The following is a 17,866-nucleotide window of genomic DNA, read 5'->3' on the forward strand; positions in this document are numbered from 1 at the left end:
CCGGAATGAATGAGCAGGCCCCAAGCGTTGAACAACGCTTTGCAGAATCGACCCCCGCCACCCTCGGCAGCTGGTCGCGTCACGACACCACCTGGATGCTGGGCCTGTTCGGCACAGCGATCGGCGCCGGAACCCTGTTCCTGCCGATCAACGCCGGCCTCGGCGGCTTCTGGCCGCTGCTGATCCTGGCCATATTGGCCTTCCCAATGACCTATTTCGCTCACCGCGGGCTGACCCGTTTCGTCCTTTCCGGGCGCGATGGCGGCGATATCACCGAAGTGGTCAAGGAGCACTTCGGCATCACCGCCGGCGCCTCGATCACGGTGCTGTACTTTTTCGCGATCTTCCCCATCCTGCTTATCTATAGCGTGGCGCTGACCAACACCGTGTCCAGCTTCCTGGAGCACCAGTTGCACATGCAGCCGCCGCCACGGGCCATCCTGTCGTTCGTGCTGATCCTCGGCCTGCTGGCCATCGTGCGCTGCGGGGAGCAGGCCACGGTCAAGGTCATGAGCCTGCTGGTCTACCCGTTCATCGTTGCCCTGGCGTTGCTGGGCCTGTACCTGGTGCCACACTGGACCGGTGGCATTCTCGACAGCGCCGCCCAGGTGCCGCCGGCCTCGGCTTTCCTGCACACCCTGTGGCTGGCGATTCCGGTGATGGTGTTCTCGTTCAACCACTCGCCGATCATCTCCGCCTTTGCCGTCGACCAGAAGCGCCGCTACGGCGAGCATGCCGATGAGCGTAGCGGCCAGATCCTGCGCCGTGCCCACCTGCTGATGGTGGTGATGGTGCTGTTCTTCGTGTTCAGCTGCGTGCTCACCCTGAGCAGCGCCCAGCTGGCCGAGGCCAAGGCGCAGAACCTGTCGATCCTGTCGTACCTGGCCAACCACTTCAGCAACCCGACCATCGCGTTCGCTGCGCCACTGATTGCCTTCGTGGCCATCGCCAAGTCGTTCCTCGGCCACTACATCGGCGCCAGCGAAGGCCTGAAGGGCATCATCACCAAGGCCGGCGCTCGCCCGAGCGCCAAGGCCTTGGACCGCGTGGTTGCCGCGCTGATGCTGGTGGTGTGCTGGATCGTCGCCACCCTCAACCCGAGCATCCTCGGCATGATCGAGTCGCTCGGCGGCCCGATCCTCGCGGTGCTGCTGTTCCTGATGCCGATGTACGCCATTCGCCGCGTGCCGTCGATGCGCAAGTACAGCGGTGCTGCCTCCAACGTGTTCGTGGTGGTAGTCGGTCTGGTTGCGCTGACCTCGGTGGTATACGGCCTGCTCGGCTGATACACCGCCTGCAATAACGAATGCCCGGGTCGCTTGTCGCGACCCGGGCATTTTTTTGTCCACAGGAATTGTCCGGCAATAGAACAATTTTACCTGCCCCCATAGGCACCCGCCCGCCTTCATGCTTAACTCAGTGTCCTTTTCAAACCCCGCATAAGGATTTCGTCATGGCTCAAGTGACTCTCAAAGGCAACCCGGTTCAGGTCAAAGGCGAACTGCCGAAAACCGGCGCCCAGGCGCCGGCTTTCTCCCTGGTCGGTGAAGGCCTGGCTGACAAGTCGCTGAAAGACTTTGCCGGCAAGCGCAAGGTGCTGAACATCTTCCCGAGCGTCGACACCCCGACCTGCGCTACCTCCGTGCGCAAGTTCAACGCCCAGGCCAACGATGTGGCCAACACCGTGGTGCTGTGCATCTCCGCTGACCTGCCGTTCGCCCAGGCACGCTTCTGCGGCGCCGAAGGCCTGGACAACGTGAAGAACCTGTCGACCCTGCGTGGCCGCGAGTTCCTCGAAAACTACGGCGTGGCCATCGCCGATGGCCCGCTGGCCGGCCTGGCCGCCCGTGCCGTGGTGGTGCTGGACGAAAACGACAAGGTGCTGCACAGCGAGCTGGTTGGCGAAATCGCTGATGAGCCGAACTACGACGCAGCTCTGGCTGTGCTGAAGTAAGCGTTGTGTGGGGCAGGGCGGGCATCTGTTGCCTGTACCGGCCTCTTCGCGGGCTTGCCCGCTCCCACAGGGATATCACAGCCTTTGAAACCTGTGCTGTACCTGTGGGAGCGGGCAAGCCCGCGAAGAGGCCGGCACAGGCAACCGAAACCTTTCAGCCCGCCACCGCTCCAGGCAACACCCTGTAAACGGCCCGGAACACGTTCCGGGCCGTTTTCATTTAAAGTTCAACCCCTTGGCAACGTCAGGCAAAGGTAAACCTCTGGTAAAGGCGCTTTGCTAAAACGATGCCAGTGCTTATCGTTCATCCTCCCCAAGTCGTCATTCCGAACAAGGTTCGTTCAACCCATGCAAGCGTCCAATTCCCGTTCCCCTCGTCGCTGGCTTGTAGGCCTGCTGATCCTGCTGCTGGTGGCTGCACTGGCCTGGTGGCTGTGGCCCGCAGCAGCGCCTGCGCCTAAAGAAGCCGGTGGCGGGCGCGGTGGCAAGGGCATGGGCATGATGGGCGGGCGCCCGGGCTTCGGCGGCTCCAGCGACCCGGTGCCGGTGCGCGTCGAGCCGGTGCGGGTGGGCGACTTCCCGCTGTACTACAAGGCCCTGGGCACAGTCACCGCGACCAACACCGTCAACGTGCGTAGCCGCGTGGCTGGTGAGCTGGTCAAGATCCACTTCAAGGAAGGCCAGCAGGTCAAGGCCGGCGACCTGCTCGCCGAGATCGACCCGCGCCCGTACCGCATTGCCCTGCAACAGGCCGAAGGCACCTTGGCGCAGAACCAGGCGCAGTTGAAGAATGCCCAGGTCGACCTGGCCCGCTATAAGGGCCTGTACGCCGAAGACAGCATTGCCAAGCAAACCCTCGACACCGCCGAAGCGCAGGTGGCGCAGTTCCAGGGGTTGGTGAAGACCAACCAGGCGCAGGTCAACGACGCCCGCCTGAACCTCGATTTCACCCAGATCCGCGCGCCGATCAACGGCCGCGTGGGCCTGCGCCAGCTCGACCTGGGCAACCTGGTGGCGGCCAACGACACCACCGCGCTGGTGGTGATTACCCAGACCGAGCCGATCAGCGTCGCGTTCACCCTGCCGGAAACCGAGCTGAGCACCGTGCTGGAGCGCTACCGCAGCGGCGCCAGCCTGCCGGTCGAGGCCTGGGACCGCAGTGACAGCAAGCTGCAGTCCACCGGTGTGCTGGGCAGCATCGACAACCAGATCGACACCACCACCGGCACGCTCAAGTTCAAGGGCCGCTTCGAGAACAAGGACCTGGCCCTGTTCCCCAACCAATTCGTCAACGTGCGCCTGCTGGCCGACACCCTCAAGCAGGTGACCATGGCCCCGGCGGCGGCCATCCAGTTCGGTAACGACGGTACCTTCGCCTATGTGGTCAACGCCGAGAGCAAGGTCAATGTGCGCAAGCTCAAGGTGGGGGCCAGCGACGGCCAGAACAGCGTCATCCTCGAAGGCCTGAAGGCCGGCGAACGCCTGGTGCTGGAAGGCACCGACCGCCTGCGCGAAGGCACCAAGGTGGAAGTGGTCGAAGACAGCTCGCAAGTGCCGACCACGCCGGGCCAGCAGTTGCAAGGCCAGGAAGCCAAGGGGGCGGCGCAAGCTGGTGAAGCACAGCCTGGCAAAGCAGCAGGCAAGGCGGGCGCATGAACCTCTCGCGCCTGTTTATCCTGCGGCCGGTTGCCACCACGCTGAGCATGCTGGCCATCGTCCTGGCCGGCCTGATCGCCTACAAGCTGCTGCCGGTTTCCGCCCTGCCGCAGGTGGATTACCCGACCATCCGGGTCATGACCCTGTACCCCGGTGCCAGCCCGCAGGTCATGACCAGCGCCGTTACCGCGCCGCTGGAACGCCAGTTCGGCCAGATGCCGGGCCTGGAGCAGATGGCCTCGACCAGCTCCGGCGGCGCCTCGGTGCTGACCTTGCGCTTCAACCTCGACATGAACATGGACGTTGCCGAGCAACAGGTGCAGGCCGCGATCAACGCCGCCAGCAACCTGCTGCCCAGCGACCTGCCGGCGCCACCGGTGTACAACAAGGTCAACCCGGCCGACACCCCGGTGCTGACCCTGGCCATCGCCAGCAAGACCATGCCGCTGCCCAAGCTCAACGACCTGGTCGATACCCGCGTGGCACAGAAGCTCGCGCAGATCAGCGGTGTGGGCATGGTCAGCATTGCCGGCGGCCAGCGCCAGGCGGTGCGGATCAAGGTCAACGTCGATGCCCTGGCCGCCAATGGCCTGAACCTGGATGACGTACGCACCCTGATCGGCGCCTCCAACGTCAACCAGCCCAAGGGCAACTTCGACGGCCCGACCCGGGTGTCGATGCTCGACGCCAACGACCAGCTGCGCTCCCCTGAGGAATACGCCAACCTGATCCTGGCCTACAACAACGGCGCACCACTGCGTCTCAAAGACGTGGCCGAAATCGTCGACGGCGCCGAAAACGAGCGCCTGGCTGCCTGGGCCAATGAAAACCACGCGGTGCTGCTGAACATCCAGCGCCAGCCGGGCGCCAACGTCATCGAAGTGGTCGACCGCATCAAAGCCCTGCTGCCGTCGATCACCGACAACCTGCCGGCCGGCCTCGATGTTTCGGTGCTCACCGACCGCACCCAGACCATCCGCGCCGCGGTCAAGGACGTACAGCACGAACTACTGATCGCCATCGCCCTGGTGGTAATGGTCACGTTCGTCTTCCTGCGCCGCTTCAGTGCCACCCTCATTCCGTCGATCGCCGTGCCATTGTCGCTGATCGGCACCTTTGGCGTGATGTACCTGGCCGGCTTCTCGGTCAACAACCTGACGCTGATGGCCCTGACCATCGCCACCGGCTTCGTGGTCGACGATGCCATCGTCATGCTGGAGAACATCTCCCGGCACATCGAGGAGGGCGAGACGCCCATGCAGGCTGCGCTCAAGGGCGCCCGGCAAATCGGCTTCACCCTGATCTCGCTGACCTTCTCGCTGATTGCGGTACTGATCCCGCTGCTGTTCATGGCCGATGTGGTCGGCCGCCTGTTCCGCGAGTTCGCCATTACCCTGGCGGTGGCCATCCTGATTTCCCTGGTGGTATCGCTGACCCTGACGCCGATGATGTGCGCGCGCCTGCTCAAGCGCGAGCCCAAGGAAGAGGAACAGGGCCGGTTCTACCGCGCCAGTGGCGCCTGGATCGACTGGCTGATCAGGCACTACGGCAGTGCCCTGCAGTGGGTACTCAAGCGTCAGCCGCTGACGCTGCTGGTGGCCGTGGCCAGCCTGGCACTCACCGTGTTCCTGTACATGGTGGTGCCCAAGGGCTTCTTCCCGGTGCAGGACACCGGGGTGATCCAGGGCATTTCCGAAGCGCCGCAGTCCACCTCGTTCGCCGCCATGAGCGAACGCCAGCAGGCCCTGAGCAAGGTGATCCTGCAGGACCCGGCAGTGCAGAGCCTGTCGTCCTACATCGGCGTCGATGGTGACAACGCCACGCTCAACAGCGGCCGCCTGCTGATCAACCTCAAGCCTCATGGCGAGCGTAATGTCACTGCCAGCGAGGTGATCGACCGCCTGCAGCCGCAAGTCGACCGGCTGGTGGGCATCCGCCTGTTCATGCAGCCGGTGCAGGACCTGAGCATCGAAGACCGGGTCAGCCGTACCCAGTACCAGTTCAGCCTGTCATCGCCGGACGCCGAGCTGCTGGCGCAGTGGAGTGGCAAGCTGGTCCAGGCGCTGCAGCAGCGCCCGGAACTGGCCGACGTGGCCAGCGACCTGCAGGACAAGGGCCTGCAGGTGTACCTGGTGATCGACCGCGACATGGCCAGCCGCCTGGGCATCAGCGTGTCGCAGATCACCAACGCCCTGTACGATGCCTTCGGCCAGCGCCAGATCTCGACCATCTACACCCAGGCCAGCCAGTACCGCGTGGTGCTGCAATCGCAGGATGCGGCGGTGATCGGCCCGCAGGCGCTGGAGTCGATCCACGTCAAGGCCACCGATGGCGGCCAGGTGCGCCTGTCGGCGCTGGCGCGCATCGAGCAGCGCCAGGCCCAGCTGGCCATTTCCCACATCGGCCAGTTCCCGGCGGTGACCCTGTCGTTCAACCTCGCTCACGGCGCTTCGCTGGGCGAGGCGGTGCAGGTGATCGAGCAGGTGCAGAAGGACATTGGCATGCCGCTGGGCGTGCAGACCCGCTTCCAGGGCGCAGCGCAGGCCTTCCAGGCATCGCTGTCGAGTACCTTGCTGCTGATCCTGGCGGCGGTGGTGACCATGTACATCGTGCTGGGCGTGCTGTACGAGAGCTACATCCACCCGGTGACTATCCTTTCGACCCTGCCGTCGGCGGCGGTCGGCGCCTTGCTGGCCTTGCTCATCAGCGGTAACGACTTGGGCATGATCGCCATCATCGGCATCATCCTGCTGATCGGCATCGTCAAGAAGAACGCGATCATGATGATCGACTTCGCCCTCGAGGCCGAGCGCCAGCAGGGCATGAGCCCGCGCGATGCCATCTACCAGGCGGCGCTGCTGCGCTTCCGGCCGATCCTGATGACCACCCTGGCCGCGCTGTTCGGCGCCGTGCCGCTGATGCTCGCCACCGGTTCCGGCGCCGAGCTGCGCCAGCCGCTGGGCCTGGTGATGGTCGGCGGGTTGCTGGTCAGCCAGGTGCTGACGCTGTTCACCACCCCGGTCATCTACCTGTATTTCGACCGCCTGGCCCGTCGCTGGCGCCCGGCCACTGACGTGAAGCAGGTCGAGGCATGAATCTGTCCGGTCCTTTCATCCGTCGTCCGGTGGCGACCATGCTGTTGAGCCTGGCGATCATGCTGCTGGGCGGGGTCAGCTTCGGCCTGCTGCCGGTGGCACCGCTGCCACAGATGGACTTCCCGGTGATCGTGGTGTCGGCCAACCTGTCTGGCGCCAGCCCGGAAGTCATGGCGGCCACCGTGGCCACACCGCTGGAGCGCAAGCTGGGCAGCATTGCCGGCGTAACCACGCTGACCAGCAGCTCCAACCAGGGCTCCACACGGGTGATCATCGGCTTCGAGATGGGCCGCGACATCGACGGCGCGGCGCGCGAGGTACAGGCGGCGATCAACGCCACCCGCAACCTGCTGCCCAGCGGTATGCGCAGCATGCCCACCTACAAGAAGATCAACCCGTCGCAGGCACCGATCATGGTGCTGTCGCTGACCTCGGACGTGCTGCAGAAAGGCCAGCTGTACGACCTGGCCGACACCATCCTGTCGCAGAGCCTGGCCCAGGTACCGGGGGTAGGCGAGGTACAGATCGGCGGCAGTTCGCTGCCGGCGGTGCGGATTGCTGTCGAGCCGCAATTGCTCAACCAGTACGGCCTTTCTCTGGATGAAGTACGCACGGCGGTATCCAACGCCAACCAGCGGCGGCCGATGGGCTTTGTCGAGGACGCCGAGCGCAGCTGGCAGGTGCGTGCCAACGACCAGCTGGAAAGCGCCAAGGACTACGAGCCGGTGGTGATCCGCCAGCAGAACGGCACCATCCTGCGCCTGTCCGATGTGGCGACCATCACCGACGGCGTCGAGAACCGCTACAACAGCGGCTTCTTCAATGACCAGAGCGCGGTGTTGCTGGTGGTCAACCGCCAGACCGGCGCCAACATCATCGAAACGGTTGACCAGATCAAGGCACAGCTGCCGGCCCTGCAGTCGCTGCTGCCGGCCAGCGTGCAACTGAACGTGGCCATGGACCGCTCGCCTGTGATCAAGGCCACCCTCAAGGAAGCCGAGCACACCCTGCTGATCGCCGTGGTGCTGGTGATTCTGGTGGTCTATCTGTTCCTCGGCAGCCTGCGTGCCTCGCTGATCCCGAGCCTGGCGGTGCCGGTGTCGCTGGTGGGCACCTTCGCGGTCATGTACCTGTGCGGTTTCTCGCTCAACAACCTGTCGCTGATGGCGTTGATCCTCGCCACCGGCTTGGTGGTGGACGACGCCATCGTGGTGCTGGAGAACATCTCCCGGCACATCGAGGATGGCCAGCCGCCGATGAAGGCGGCCTTCCTCGGGGCCAAGGAAGTGGGTTTCACCTTGCTGTCGATGAACGTGTCGCTGGTGGCAGTGTTCGTCTCCATCCTGTTCATGGGCGGCATCGTGCGCAACCTGTTCCAGGAGTTCTCCATCACCCTGGCGGCGGCGATCATCGTATCGCTGGTGGTGTCGCTGACCCTCACGCCGATGCTGTGCGCCCGTTGGCTAAAACCACACCAGGCCGAACAGACCCGCCTGCAGCGCTGGAGCGACCAGTTGCACCAGCGCATGGTCGAGGCCTATGACCGCAGCCTGGGCTGGGCCCTGCGTCACAAGCGCCTGACTCTGATCAGCCTGCTGGCCACCATCGGTATCAACATCGCCCTGTACGTGGTGGTGCCCAAGACGCTGATGCCGCAGCAGGATACCGGCCAGCTGATGGGCTTCATCCGTGGCGACGATGGCCTGTCGTTCAGCGTGATGCAGCCAAAAATGGAAATCTACCGCCGCGCCTTGCTGGCCGACCCGGCGGTGCAGAGCGTTGCCGGCTTCATCGGTGGCAACAGCGGGACTAACAATGCCTTTGTGCTGGTACGCCTGAAGCCGATCAGCGAGCGCAAGATCGATGCGCAGAAGGTGATCGAGCGCTTGCGCAAGGAAATGCCCAAGGTACCCGGTGGGCGCCTGTTCCTGATGGCCGACCAGGACCTGCAACTGGGCGGCGGGGGCCGTGACCAGACCTCTTCGCAGTACCTGTACTCCCTGCAGAGCGGCGACCTGGCGGCGTTGCGCGAATGGTTCCCGAAAGTGGTGGCGGCGCTGCGTGCACTGCCGCAGCTGACTGCCATCGACGCCCGCGACGGCGCCGGCACCCAGCAGGTGACCCTGGTGGTCGACCGCGACCAGGCCAAGCGACTGGGCATCGACATGGACATGGTCACCACGGTGCTGAACAACGCCTACAGCCAGCGGCAGATTTCCACCATCTACGACAGCCTCAACCAGTACCAGGTGGTGCTGGAGATCAACCCGAAGTACGCCTGGGACCCGAGCACCCTCGAGCAGGTGCAGGTGATTACCGCCGACGGTGCCCGCGTACCGCTGTCGACCATTGCCCACTATGAGAACAGCCTGGCCAACGACCGGGTCAGCCACGAAGGCCAGTTCGCCGCCGAAAGCATCGCCTTCGACGTCGCCGAAGGCTACAGCCCCGACCAGGCCATGGCGGCGCTGGAGCGTGCGGTGGCCAAGCTGGGCTTGCCCGAGGAAGTGATCGCCAAGCTTGGTGGTACTGCCGATGCCTTTGCCAAGACCCAGGAAGGCCAGCCGCTGATGATCCTTGGCGCGCTGGTGCTTGTCTATCTGGTGCTGGGCATTCTCTACGAAAGCTACATTCACCCGCTGACCATTCTCTCGACACTGCCCTCGGCCGGCGTCGGTGCCTTGCTGGCGCTGTACGTCACCGGCGGCGAGTTCAGCCTGATCTCGCTGCTGGGGCTGTTCCTGCTGATCGGCGTGGTGAAGAAGAACGCCATCCTGATGATCGACCTGGCCCTGCAGTTGGAGCGCCACCAGGGCCTGACACCGGAAGAGTCGATCCGCCGGGCCTGCTTGCTACGCCTGCGGCCGATCCTGATGACGACCCTGGCGGCCATCCTCGGTGCCTTGCCGCTGCTGCTGAGCCGCGCCGAAGGCGCGGAAATGCGCCAGCCACTGGGCCTGACCATCATTGGCGGCCTGGTGTTCAGCCAGATCCTCACCCTTTACACGACACCGGTGGTCTACCTGTACCTGGACCGCCTGCGTCACCGTTTCAACCGTTGGCGTGGCGTGCGCACCGACGCCGCCCTGGAAACCCCGCTATGACTTTTGCCCAGACCCCACTTCACCGCGCCCTGCAGACGCTGACCCGTGGGCGTGGCTCGCGCCTGCTCGGCGCCGGGTTGTGCGTCGCCTTGCTCAGCGCCTGCACCCTGAGCCCGGACTACCACCGCCCGGAGCTGAGCAGCACTGCGCAGTTCAAGCACGCCGAAGGCTGGACCCAGGCCACGCCGTCCGATGCCATCGCCCGCGGCGCCTGGTGGGAAATCTACGGCGATGCCGGGCTCAATGCGCTGGTCGAAGAGCTCAACCGCAGCAACCAGACCGTGGCGCAATCAGAAGCCCAGTACCGCCAGGCCCAGGCGCTGGTGCGCAGCAGTCGGGCGGCGCTGTTCCCCAGCCTGGACCTCAGCGTTGGCAAGACTCGCTCGGCCCAGGGCACCGGCAGCTCCAGTTCGAGCCTGTCCAACAACAGCAGCGGCATTCGCAACACTTACAACGCGCAGCTGGGTGTCAGCTGGGAAATCGACTTGTGGGGCAAGCTGCGTGAGACCCTCAACGCCAACGAAGCCAGTGCCGAAGCCAGCCTGGCCGACCTGGCCTCGATCCGCCTCAGCCAGCAGTCGGAACTGGTGCAGAACTACCTGCAGTTGCGGGTGATCGACGAGCAGAAGCGCCTGTTGGAAGCCACCGTGGCAGCCTATGAGCGCTCGCTGCGGATGAACGAAAACCAGTACCGCGCCGGCGTCGCCGGCCCGGATGCAGTGGCCCAGGCGCGTACCCAGCTCAAGACCACCCAGGCCGACCTGATCGACCTGATCTGGCAGCGCGCGCAGTTCGAGAACGCCATTGCCGTGTTGCTGGGCAAGCCCCCTGCCGACTTCGCCCTGGCCGACAGCAAGGCCATTCCGGCGCTGCCGCAAATACCGGTGGCCTTGCCCTCGCAGTTGCTGGAGCGACGCCCGGACATCGCTGCTGCTGAACGCAACGTGATGGCTGCCAACGCCAACATCGGCGTGTCGCGGGCGGCGTATTTCCCGGACCTGAGCCTGAGCATGAGCGGCGGCTATTCCAGCAGCAGCTTCAGCAACTGGATCGAACTGCCCAACCGCTACTGGTCGGTTGGCCCGCAGCTGGCGCTGACCTTGTTCGACGCCGGCAAGCGCAGCGCCGAGGTGGACCGCACGGTGGCGGTGTATGACCAGACCGTGGCGCAGTACCGCCAGACAGTGCTCGACGGCTTCAAGGAAGTGGAAAACTTGCTGGTGCAGTTGAAGGTGTATGGCGATGAAGCGGTGGTGCGCCAGGAGGCACTGGATGCCGCCCGCGAGTCGCTGCGTCTGACCGAGAACCAGTACCGCGCCGGGTTGATCGGCTACCTGGATGTGGTCAACGTGCAGACCACGGCGCTGAGCAACGAGCGCAGTGTGTTGAACCTGCTGCAGGGGCGCCTGGTGGCCAGCGTGCAGCTGGTTGCCGCGCTGGGCGGTGGTTGGGATGCGGAACAGGCGTTTGCCGAGCGGGATTGAAATATTCGCAGTGCTTTGTGGGAGCGGCCTTGTGTCGCGAAAGGGCCGCAAAGCGGCCCCAGGTTCTCGGCACAATGGCTGATATTGCTGGGGCTGCTTCGCAGCCCTTTCGCGACACAAGGCCGCTCCCACAAAAGAGAATGCATTTCTGCGAGGCGGTTTAGCGTCTTCTCTCTGGATCCTTTCCCATTCGCAAAAACCCCGTGCGTTTCGCTTAAGCTTGAGTACAATCGTCAGCTTTTTCCGGGCCTCCCGTCCCGCCGCTGGAACTCCCAATGCTGACCGGTAGCTACTCCTCTTCGCTGGTGTTGATTTCGCTGTGCGTGGCGATCCTGGCGTCCTATACCGCCCTTGACCTGACCGGCCGCATCGCCACGGCCAAAGGCCGGGCTGCCTGCCTGTGGATGGGTGGTGGCGCGTTGGCCATGGGCATCGGTGTGTGGTCGATGCACTTTATCGGCATGCTCGCTTTCAGCCTGCCCATCGACCTGGGTTACGACCTCGCCCTGACCGCGTTCTCGCTGCTGATTGCCGTGTTGTCCTCGGGCTTTGCCTTGTGGCTGGTCAGCCAGCCGAGCCTGCCGGGTCTGCAGTTGGGGTTTGGTGCGCTGATCATGGGCGCTGGCATTGCCTGCATGCACTACACCGGGATGGCCGCGCTGCGCATGCTGCCGGGCATAGACTATGACCCGACGCTGTTCGGTGCTTCGCTGCTGATTGCCGTGGGCGCCTCGGCAGCGGCCTTGTGGATCGCTTTCCGTCTACGTGCGCACACCCCCTATGTGCGGCAGATCCGCGGCCTGGCGGCGGTGGTGATGGGCTTTGCCATCGTCGGCATGCACTACACCGGCATGGCCGCGGCGAATTTCCCCGAGGGCAGCTTCTGCGGTGCGCTGGCGGGGGGAGGCCTGCAAGGTGACGGCCTGGTCTACCTGGTGCTGATCACCACCCTGGCAGTATTGGCGGTGGCCTTGCTCACTTCGGTGCTGGACGCCCGCCTGGAGGCGCGCACCGCCGAGCTGGCCCGCTCGCTGACCCTGGCCAACCAGGAACTGACCCAACTGGCCCTGCACGACACCCTCACCGACCTGCCCAACCGTACCCTGCTGGCCGACCGCATCGAGCAGGCCATCGCCAAGGTAGCGGAGCAGGGCGGCTGTTTTGCCCTGATGTTCATCGACCTGGACGGCTTCAAACCGGTCAACGATGCCTTTGGCCACCATGTCGGCGACTTGCTGCTCAAGGCCGTGGCGACACGCCTGCGCGGTCACCTGCACAGCCAGGACACGCTGGCGCGCATCGGCGGCGACGAATTCGTGCTGCTGGTGGAGCTGCGGGAGCCGAACGATGCCATGGATGTGGCGGTCAAGCAGGTCAACCTTGTGTCACGGCCGTTCCGCGTGGCCGAGCATGACCTGCAACTGACGGCGAGCCTGGGCATCGTCCTGTACCCGGGCAATGGCCAGGACCAGCACGAGCTGCTGCGCAATGCCGACGCCGCCATGTACCACGCCAAGAGCGCCGGCAAGAATGGCTACAGCTTCTTTGACGTGTCGATGAACAGCAACGCCCGCCAGCAATTGCAGCTATTGCAGGACCTGCGCCAGGCCCTCGAGCAGCGTCAGTTCCGCCTGCACTACCAGCCCAAGTTCGACGCCCAGGCCTGCCAGCCGATCGGGGCCGAGGCCTTGTTGCGCTGGGAGCACCCGCAGCAGGGCCTGTTGCTGCCTGACCGCTTCATCGGCCTGGCGGAAAAGACCGGCCTGATCATCCCTATTGGCGAGTGGGTGCTCATCGAAGCCTGCCGGCAGATGCGCGAGTGGCTGGACCAGGGGTACCAGGGCTGGCGCATGGCGGTGAACCTGTCGGCCATCCAGTTCTGCCATGCCGGGCTGGTCGAGAGCGTGGCCCGGGCCCTGCAGCAGAGCAACCTGCCGGCCAACTGCCTGACCCTGGAAATTACCGAAACCACCGCCATGCACGACGCCGATGCCAGCCTCACGGTGCTGCAGCAGTTGTCCGACATGGGCGTGGACCTGTCCATCGATGACTTTGGCACCGGCTATTCCAGCCTGATGTACCTCAAGCGCCTGCCAGCCAACGAGCTGAAGATTGACCGCGGCTTCGTGCGTGAGCTGGAGCAGGACAGTGACGATGCGGCGATCGTGTCAGCCATCGTCGCGCTAGGCCAGGCGCTGGGCCTGCGCATCGTTGCCGAAGGGGTGGAGACCGACAAGCAGCAGGACTTCCTGACCCGCCTGGGCTGCGATTCGTTGCAAGGCTACCTGCTGGGCCAGCCGGTGCCAGCCGAGCAGTTCATGGGCAAGTTGCAGGCCATGCACCAGGAAAGCACGGCAGCGGGCTAGACCGCGTCGCGCAAGGTGGAGGCGGGCATGAAGGTATCCATCTCCGCCTCGACGGCCTCGATGATGCGCTCTACATCGGCGGCGGCCATGATCGCCGAGCAGGGGATGCCGGCAATCGCCAGCAGGGTTTCGCCGGTGGCGCGGTCAAACAGCCGCGCAACCATGCTGCGTGGCGCATCCATGCTGGCTTCGAAGCCCAGCGGGTGGAAATGCCAGCGCATCACCTGGCAGGCGTTGGGGAACGTCATCTTGTTCATGCCAGCCTCCTTGTCCGTACCTGGACGTGGTGAGCGGGTGGCCACATCGATGCGGCCGCCGGGAAATTAACCATAGCACCTGCCACGGAGTATTCTCGGCTGCAAATACGACAAATGTGCTAATGCATGACAGCGGTCACATCCTTGTGAGGGACGGCAGCTTGGAGACCGTCGCTCAGGCAAACGTTTTCCGCGTGCGATGGCGGCAGATATTCCGATGAACTCTGCAGGGGCAATTGATACTGGGGCATGGTACTTTCGGACGAGCGGCATTGCTCCTCAGCCCACGGGAGGACGTCGAAGTGAATAACCGGGCGTAGTTTGCCATCGCACGGGTAGTATCCATGGGATTCCTGACGGTTCCCGTCGTCATCCATGTAACGACCGCCTCCAGGATCGAAGCTCCTGACATGGCGAGCGTCATGCCCCCGAGAGTTAGCTCAGCAGGGTGGATTTGTTGAGTGATTACAGCCTGGAGGCCGATATTCCGTGCTTGCAAGACGGCCTGATCCATCACTTGCATCAGTTGTGCAAGGTTCATTTCCGGAGCTTGGTGCGGCTGCGGGGCCTGGTGATTATCTTGTGGTTCTCTTTGCGGCCGGCCCTGCGGGCGTTGTGCTCGTTGCTGCTGTCGTTGCTCGGCCCTTTGTTGAACTCTGCGAGGGCGTTGGGTAGTAAAACCTTGGGATGCGCGGAAGCTATTTTTCGGGACGCCATTTGTTCTGGCCTGTGCCATTGGTCGACGCGGCATTTTGAAACGGCCCGTTGGATCGGTGAAATTTATAGGGTCATCTTGGCAGTAGACATAACAGTTCAGACCGCCGTCATGGAAAGGCGAAAAGCTGTCTGGTTGGTAAAAGCGCATTAGTAAAGGGCTATAGATTCTATGGCCATTTCCAAGCGAATAGGTTCTGGAAGCAGCGTCATAGAGAACTCCAGTAAAACCTAACAAGCTTTCAACGGAATTCGGCTTACTAACCCCATAAGGTGAATACACCTGTTGCGATGGCGTTGCAGCCGTGCCCATGATCGTACTTGCGGTGTCGGCTTGAATCAGCAAACTTTTCGAACCAGTCGTTTTCATGGCTTAACCCTTTTACACTTCGGGCATCAAGAGTCTCTTGGTGGGCCGAACGGTTGCAACTAGCAGAATTGATGGCAGGCTCAGCCCAGCAGGCCAGCAGCGATATTGATGGTGAATCCCAAAATCGCCGTATTGAACACGAACCCCACCAGCGAATGCGCCAGCACCACCCGCCGCAGGCCCCGCCCGGCGACGCCCACGTCTGAGGTTTGTACCGCCACGCTGATGGTGAACGAGAAGTAGTGGAAGTCCCAGTAATCGGGGTTGCGTTCGCCATCGACGAAGCGCAGCGGCGGTTCGTGGTTTTGTCCGGTATAGAACAGCCGTGCGTAGTGCAGGCTGAAGATGCAGCCGATCAGCAGCCAGGAGCCGGCTACGGTCAGGCCGGTGTAGAGGTAGTGCAAGGCCAGGGCGCTGCCTTGCAGGCCTCGGCTGGACACCAGTTGCAGGGTGACGGCGGCAAGGCTGGCGATGGCGGCGATGCATACGGTGAGCAGGACCAGACCGGCGTTTTCGTCTTCGACGCGGGCGACCTTGCGCACCTTCTCTGCGCTGGCGCTCCAGCTCAGGTAGAGCACCAGCAGCAGGTACAGCCACACGCCCAGGTTCCAGCCGGCGAGGATGTGCTGCACGCTGTCGCCAGCGGGGATCAGCCAGGCGCCGAGCAGGCCGACCACGGTGGCGATGCTCAGGCGCGGGTGGGTGTGGGTCAGGCGGTGGAAAGCCATGGGGCCTCGTTTTCGGGGGTATGGGTACCACTCTAGACGGTCATTACAGATATGAGGGGCATGCGCGGGTCAATTGTGGGAGCGGGCGAGCCCGCGAAGCAGGCACCGCGGTGGCTGGCAAGTACCCTGTGGGAGCGGCTTTAGCCGCGAACACCGGCGCAGCCGGTGCCATGCACCGCGTTGGATTCTTCGCGGCTAAAGCCGCTCCCACAGGGTGTGCGGTGCGCTCACAGATTCTTTGCTGCCGCCCATCGCGCGCCTTTGCAACTCTCAGTACACTGCACGCTCCAACACCAACATCCGTTGAACTCGAGGTTTCTGCATGACGCTCAGTCCTTTGGCAGGCAAGCTGGCTCCGGCCAGCGTGCTGGTCGATATTCCCCGACTGCTCACCGCCTACTACACCGGCCGCCCCGATGCTGCCGTGGCGGCCCAGCGGGTGGCCTTCGGCACCTCGGGGCACCGGGGCACTTCGCTTGAATTGAGTTTCAACGAGTACCACGTCCTGGCCATCACCCAGGCCATCTGCCTGTATCGCCAGGAGAAGGGCATCGACGGCCCGCTGTTCATCGGCGCCGATACCCACGCGCTGTCGGCACCGGCCACTGCCAGCGCCCTGGAAGTGCTGGCGGCCAATGGCGTGCAGGTGATGCTGTCCAAGGATGACGAATACACGCCGACGCCGGCGGTATCCCACGCCATCCTCTGCCATAACCGTGGCCGCGCGCAGGGCCTGGCCGACGGCATCGTCATCACCCCGTCGCACAACCCACCGCAAAGCGGTGGCTTCAAGTACAACCCACCCAATGGCGGCCCGGCCGACAGCGACGTGACCAAGTGGATCGAGGCCAAGGCCAACGAACTGCTGGCCGCTGACCTGGCGGGCGTCAAGCGCATGGACCATGCCCAGGCGCTGCGGGCATCCACCACCCGGCGCCACGACTACGTGAGCAACTACGTGGCCGACCTGGAAAACGTCATCGACTTCGACGTCATCCGCGGCGCCAAGCTGCGTCTGGGTGTCGACCCGCTGGGCGGGGCAGGGGTGCGCTACTGGTCGGCGATCGCCGAGCATTACCAGCTGGACCTGGAAGTGGTGAACACCGAGGTCGACCCGACCTTCCGCTTCATGACCGTCGACTGGGACGGCCAGATCCGCATGGACCCGTCCTCGCCATACGCCATGCAGGGCCTGATCGGCCTGCGCGAACGCTTCGACGTGGCCTTCGCCTGCGACCCGGACCACGACCGCCATGGCATCGTCACCCCGGATGGCCTGCTGCAGCCGAACAACTACCTGGCCGTGGCCATCGACTACCTGTATCGCCACCGCCCGCAATGGCGCAGCGATGCCGCCGTCGGCAAGACGGTGGTGTCCAGCGGCCTGATCGACCGCGTCACTCAGCGCTTGGGCCGCGAGCTCTACGAAGTGCCGGTGGGCTTCAAGTTCTTCGCCCAGGGCCTGTTCGACGGCTCGCTGGGCTTTGGTGGCGAGGAAAGTGCGGGGGCTTCGTTCCTGCGCCGTGATGGCTCGGTCTGGGCTACCGACAAGGACGGGCTGATCCCGGCCTTGCTGGCCGCCGAAATGACCGCCCGCACCGGGCGCAACCCGAGCCAGGCCTACGCCGACCTGACCGAGGCGCTGGGCAAGCCGTTCGCCACCCGTGTCGAAGCCAAGGCCGATGCCCGGCAGAAGGCTTTGCTGAGCAAGCTGGCGCCGGAGCAGGTGAAGTCGACCGAGCTGGCGGGTGAGCCGATCGTGCAGATCCTCAGCCATGCGCCGGGCAACGGCCAGGCGATTGGCGGGCTGAAGGTGATGACCGCCAATGGCTGGTTCGCCGCGCGCCCGTCGGGCACCGAGGACATCTACAAGATCTACGCCGAAAGCTTCATCGACGAGGCGCACCTGCAGCGCCTGGTGCAGGAAGCACAGGTGCTGGTGGATGCGGCGATTGCCTGACAGGTAACAAACCGCTTGGTCCTGCGGCGGTGTAAATTGGAAATAATCCTATTTACACCGCCGCAGGGCTTTCCCCATGATCGACGCCGCAACTGTATTGGCCTCAAAGGCTGTGCTATCCCTGTGGGAGCAACTGTCTCTGAAGATTTTTTTGAGGCTGCCCCGCTAGGCATCGCTT

The 17,866-nt window shown here is 64.1% G+C and carries 11 protein-coding genes; 8 read left to right on the forward strand and 3 right to left on the reverse strand.

Going from position 1 to position 17,866, the window contains the following annotated elements; translation table 11 throughout:
* Window positions 1-5 precede the first annotated feature (5 nt).
* The 7 genes from A4C63_RS24410 (at window position 6) to A4C63_RS24440 (ending at window position 13,659) form a co-directional block, all read left to right on the forward strand.
* Window positions 6-1,286 carry a serine/threonine transporter gene (locus A4C63_RS24410; RefSeq protein ID WP_063915004.1) on the forward strand — a complete coding sequence of 427 codons (1,281 nt, stop codon included), beginning with the start codon at window positions 6-8 and terminating at the stop codon, window positions 1,284-1,286.
* A gap of 167 nt (window positions 1,287-1,453) precedes the next feature.
* Window positions 1,454-1,954 (forward strand): thiol peroxidase, encoded by a 501-nt coding sequence (tpx, locus tag A4C63_RS24415; RefSeq protein WP_063915005.1) that lies wholly within the window; start codon window positions 1,454-1,456, stop codon window positions 1,952-1,954.
* A 348-nt stretch (window positions 1,955-2,302) separates the two neighbouring features.
* A complete protein-coding gene (locus A4C63_RS24420) occupies window positions 2,303-3,610 on the forward strand; it encodes an MdtA/MuxA family multidrug efflux RND transporter periplasmic adaptor subunit (protein ID WP_063915006.1) in 1,308 nt (435 codons plus the stop codon).
* The gene (locus A4C63_RS24425) at window positions 3,607-6,705 is read left to right on the forward strand and encodes an MdtB/MuxB family multidrug efflux RND transporter permease subunit (RefSeq protein ID WP_063915007.1); all 3,099 of its coding nucleotides are present in this window, start codon (window positions 3,607-3,609) and stop codon (window positions 6,703-6,705) included. Before A4C63_RS24420 ends, A4C63_RS24425 begins: the two co-directional genes overlap by 4 nt.
* Entirely contained in the window at window positions 6,702-9,809 is a 3,108-nt protein-coding gene (locus A4C63_RS24430) for an efflux RND transporter permease subunit (RefSeq protein WP_063915008.1), read from the forward strand. Before A4C63_RS24425 ends, A4C63_RS24430 begins: the two co-directional genes overlap by 4 nt.
* Window positions 9,806-11,293: an efflux transporter outer membrane subunit gene (locus tag A4C63_RS24435; RefSeq protein ID WP_063915009.1), complete on the forward strand. Its 1,488-nt coding sequence runs from the start codon at window positions 9,806-9,808 to the stop codon at window positions 11,291-11,293. The genes A4C63_RS24430 and A4C63_RS24435 overlap by 4 nt, the downstream gene beginning before the upstream one ends.
* A gap of 275 nt (window positions 11,294-11,568) precedes the next feature.
* Complete coding sequence (locus A4C63_RS24440; protein WP_063915010.1) at window positions 11,569-13,659, forward strand: bifunctional diguanylate cyclase/phosphodiesterase; 2,091 nt, start codon at window positions 11,569-11,571, stop codon at window positions 13,657-13,659.
* On the opposite strand, the gene A4C63_RS24445 is transcribed toward A4C63_RS24440, so the two are convergent.
* The 3 genes from A4C63_RS24445 to A4C63_RS24460 form a co-directional block, all read right to left on the reverse strand.
* Complete coding sequence (locus A4C63_RS24445) at window positions 13,656-13,916, reverse strand: DUF1652 domain-containing protein (protein ID WP_063915011.1); 261 nt, start codon at window positions 13,914-13,916, stop codon at window positions 13,656-13,658. The two genes, A4C63_RS24440 and A4C63_RS24445, sit on opposite strands and share 4 nt — an antisense overlap.
* Window positions 13,917-14,091: 175 nt before the next feature.
* Window positions 14,092-15,000, reverse strand: a complete 909-nt coding sequence (locus tag A4C63_RS26170; RefSeq protein ID WP_082888416.1) for an RHS repeat-associated core domain-containing protein — start codon at window positions 14,998-15,000, stop codon at window positions 14,092-14,094.
* Window positions 15,001-15,080: 80 nt separating this feature from the next.
* Window positions 15,081-15,728: a DUF1345 domain-containing protein gene (locus A4C63_RS24460; protein ID WP_063915014.1), complete on the reverse strand. Its 648-nt coding sequence runs from the start codon at window positions 15,726-15,728 to the stop codon at window positions 15,081-15,083.
* Between the two features lie 322 nt (window positions 15,729-16,050).
* On the opposite strand from A4C63_RS24460, the gene pgm reads away from it, so the two are divergent.
* Entirely contained in the window at window positions 16,051-17,688 is a 1,638-nt protein-coding gene (pgm, locus tag A4C63_RS24465; protein WP_063915015.1) for a phosphoglucomutase (alpha-D-glucose-1,6-bisphosphate-dependent), read from the forward strand.
* Window positions 17,689-17,866: the final 178 nt, after the last annotated feature.

It is taken from the genome of Pseudomonas sp. p21 (assembly GCF_001642705.1).
Taxonomy (GTDB): domain Bacteria; phylum Pseudomonadota; class Gammaproteobacteria; order Pseudomonadales; family Pseudomonadaceae; genus Aquipseudomonas.

Bases quoted from the DNA above. Each gene is read 5' to 3' on its own strand.
- A4C63_RS24440 (WP_063915010.1), top strand. From the start codon at position 11,569: ATGCTGACCGGTAGCTACTCCTCTTCGCTGGTGTTGATTTCGCTGTGC.
- A4C63_RS26170 (WP_082888416.1), bottom strand. From the start codon at position 15,000: ATGAAAACGACTGGTTCGAAAAGTTTGCTGATTCAAGCCGACACCGCA.
- tpx (WP_063915005.1), top strand. From the start codon at position 1,454: ATGGCTCAAGTGACTCTCAAAGGCAACCCGGTTCAGGTCAAAGGCGAA.
- pgm (WP_063915015.1), top strand. From the start codon at position 16,051: ATGACGCTCAGTCCTTTGGCAGGCAAGCTGGCTCCGGCCAGCGTGCTG.
- A4C63_RS24410 (WP_063915004.1), top strand. From the start codon at position 6: ATGAATGAGCAGGCCCCAAGCGTTGAACAACGCTTTGCAGAATCGACC.
- A4C63_RS24425 (WP_063915007.1), top strand. From the start codon at position 3,607: ATGAACCTCTCGCGCCTGTTTATCCTGCGGCCGGTTGCCACCACGCTG.
- A4C63_RS24445 (WP_063915011.1), bottom strand. From the start codon at position 13,916: ATGAACAAGATGACGTTCCCCAACGCCTGCCAGGTGATGCGCTGGCAT.
- A4C63_RS24460 (WP_063915014.1), bottom strand. From the start codon at position 15,728: ATGGCTTTCCACCGCCTGACCCACACCCACCCGCGCCTGAGCATCGCC.
- A4C63_RS24420 (WP_063915006.1), top strand. From the start codon at position 2,303: ATGCAAGCGTCCAATTCCCGTTCCCCTCGTCGCTGGCTTGTAGGCCTG.
- A4C63_RS24435 (WP_063915009.1), top strand. From the start codon at position 9,806: ATGACTTTTGCCCAGACCCCACTTCACCGCGCCCTGCAGACGCTGACC.
- A4C63_RS24430 (WP_063915008.1), top strand. From the start codon at position 6,702: ATGAATCTGTCCGGTCCTTTCATCCGTCGTCCGGTGGCGACCATGCTG.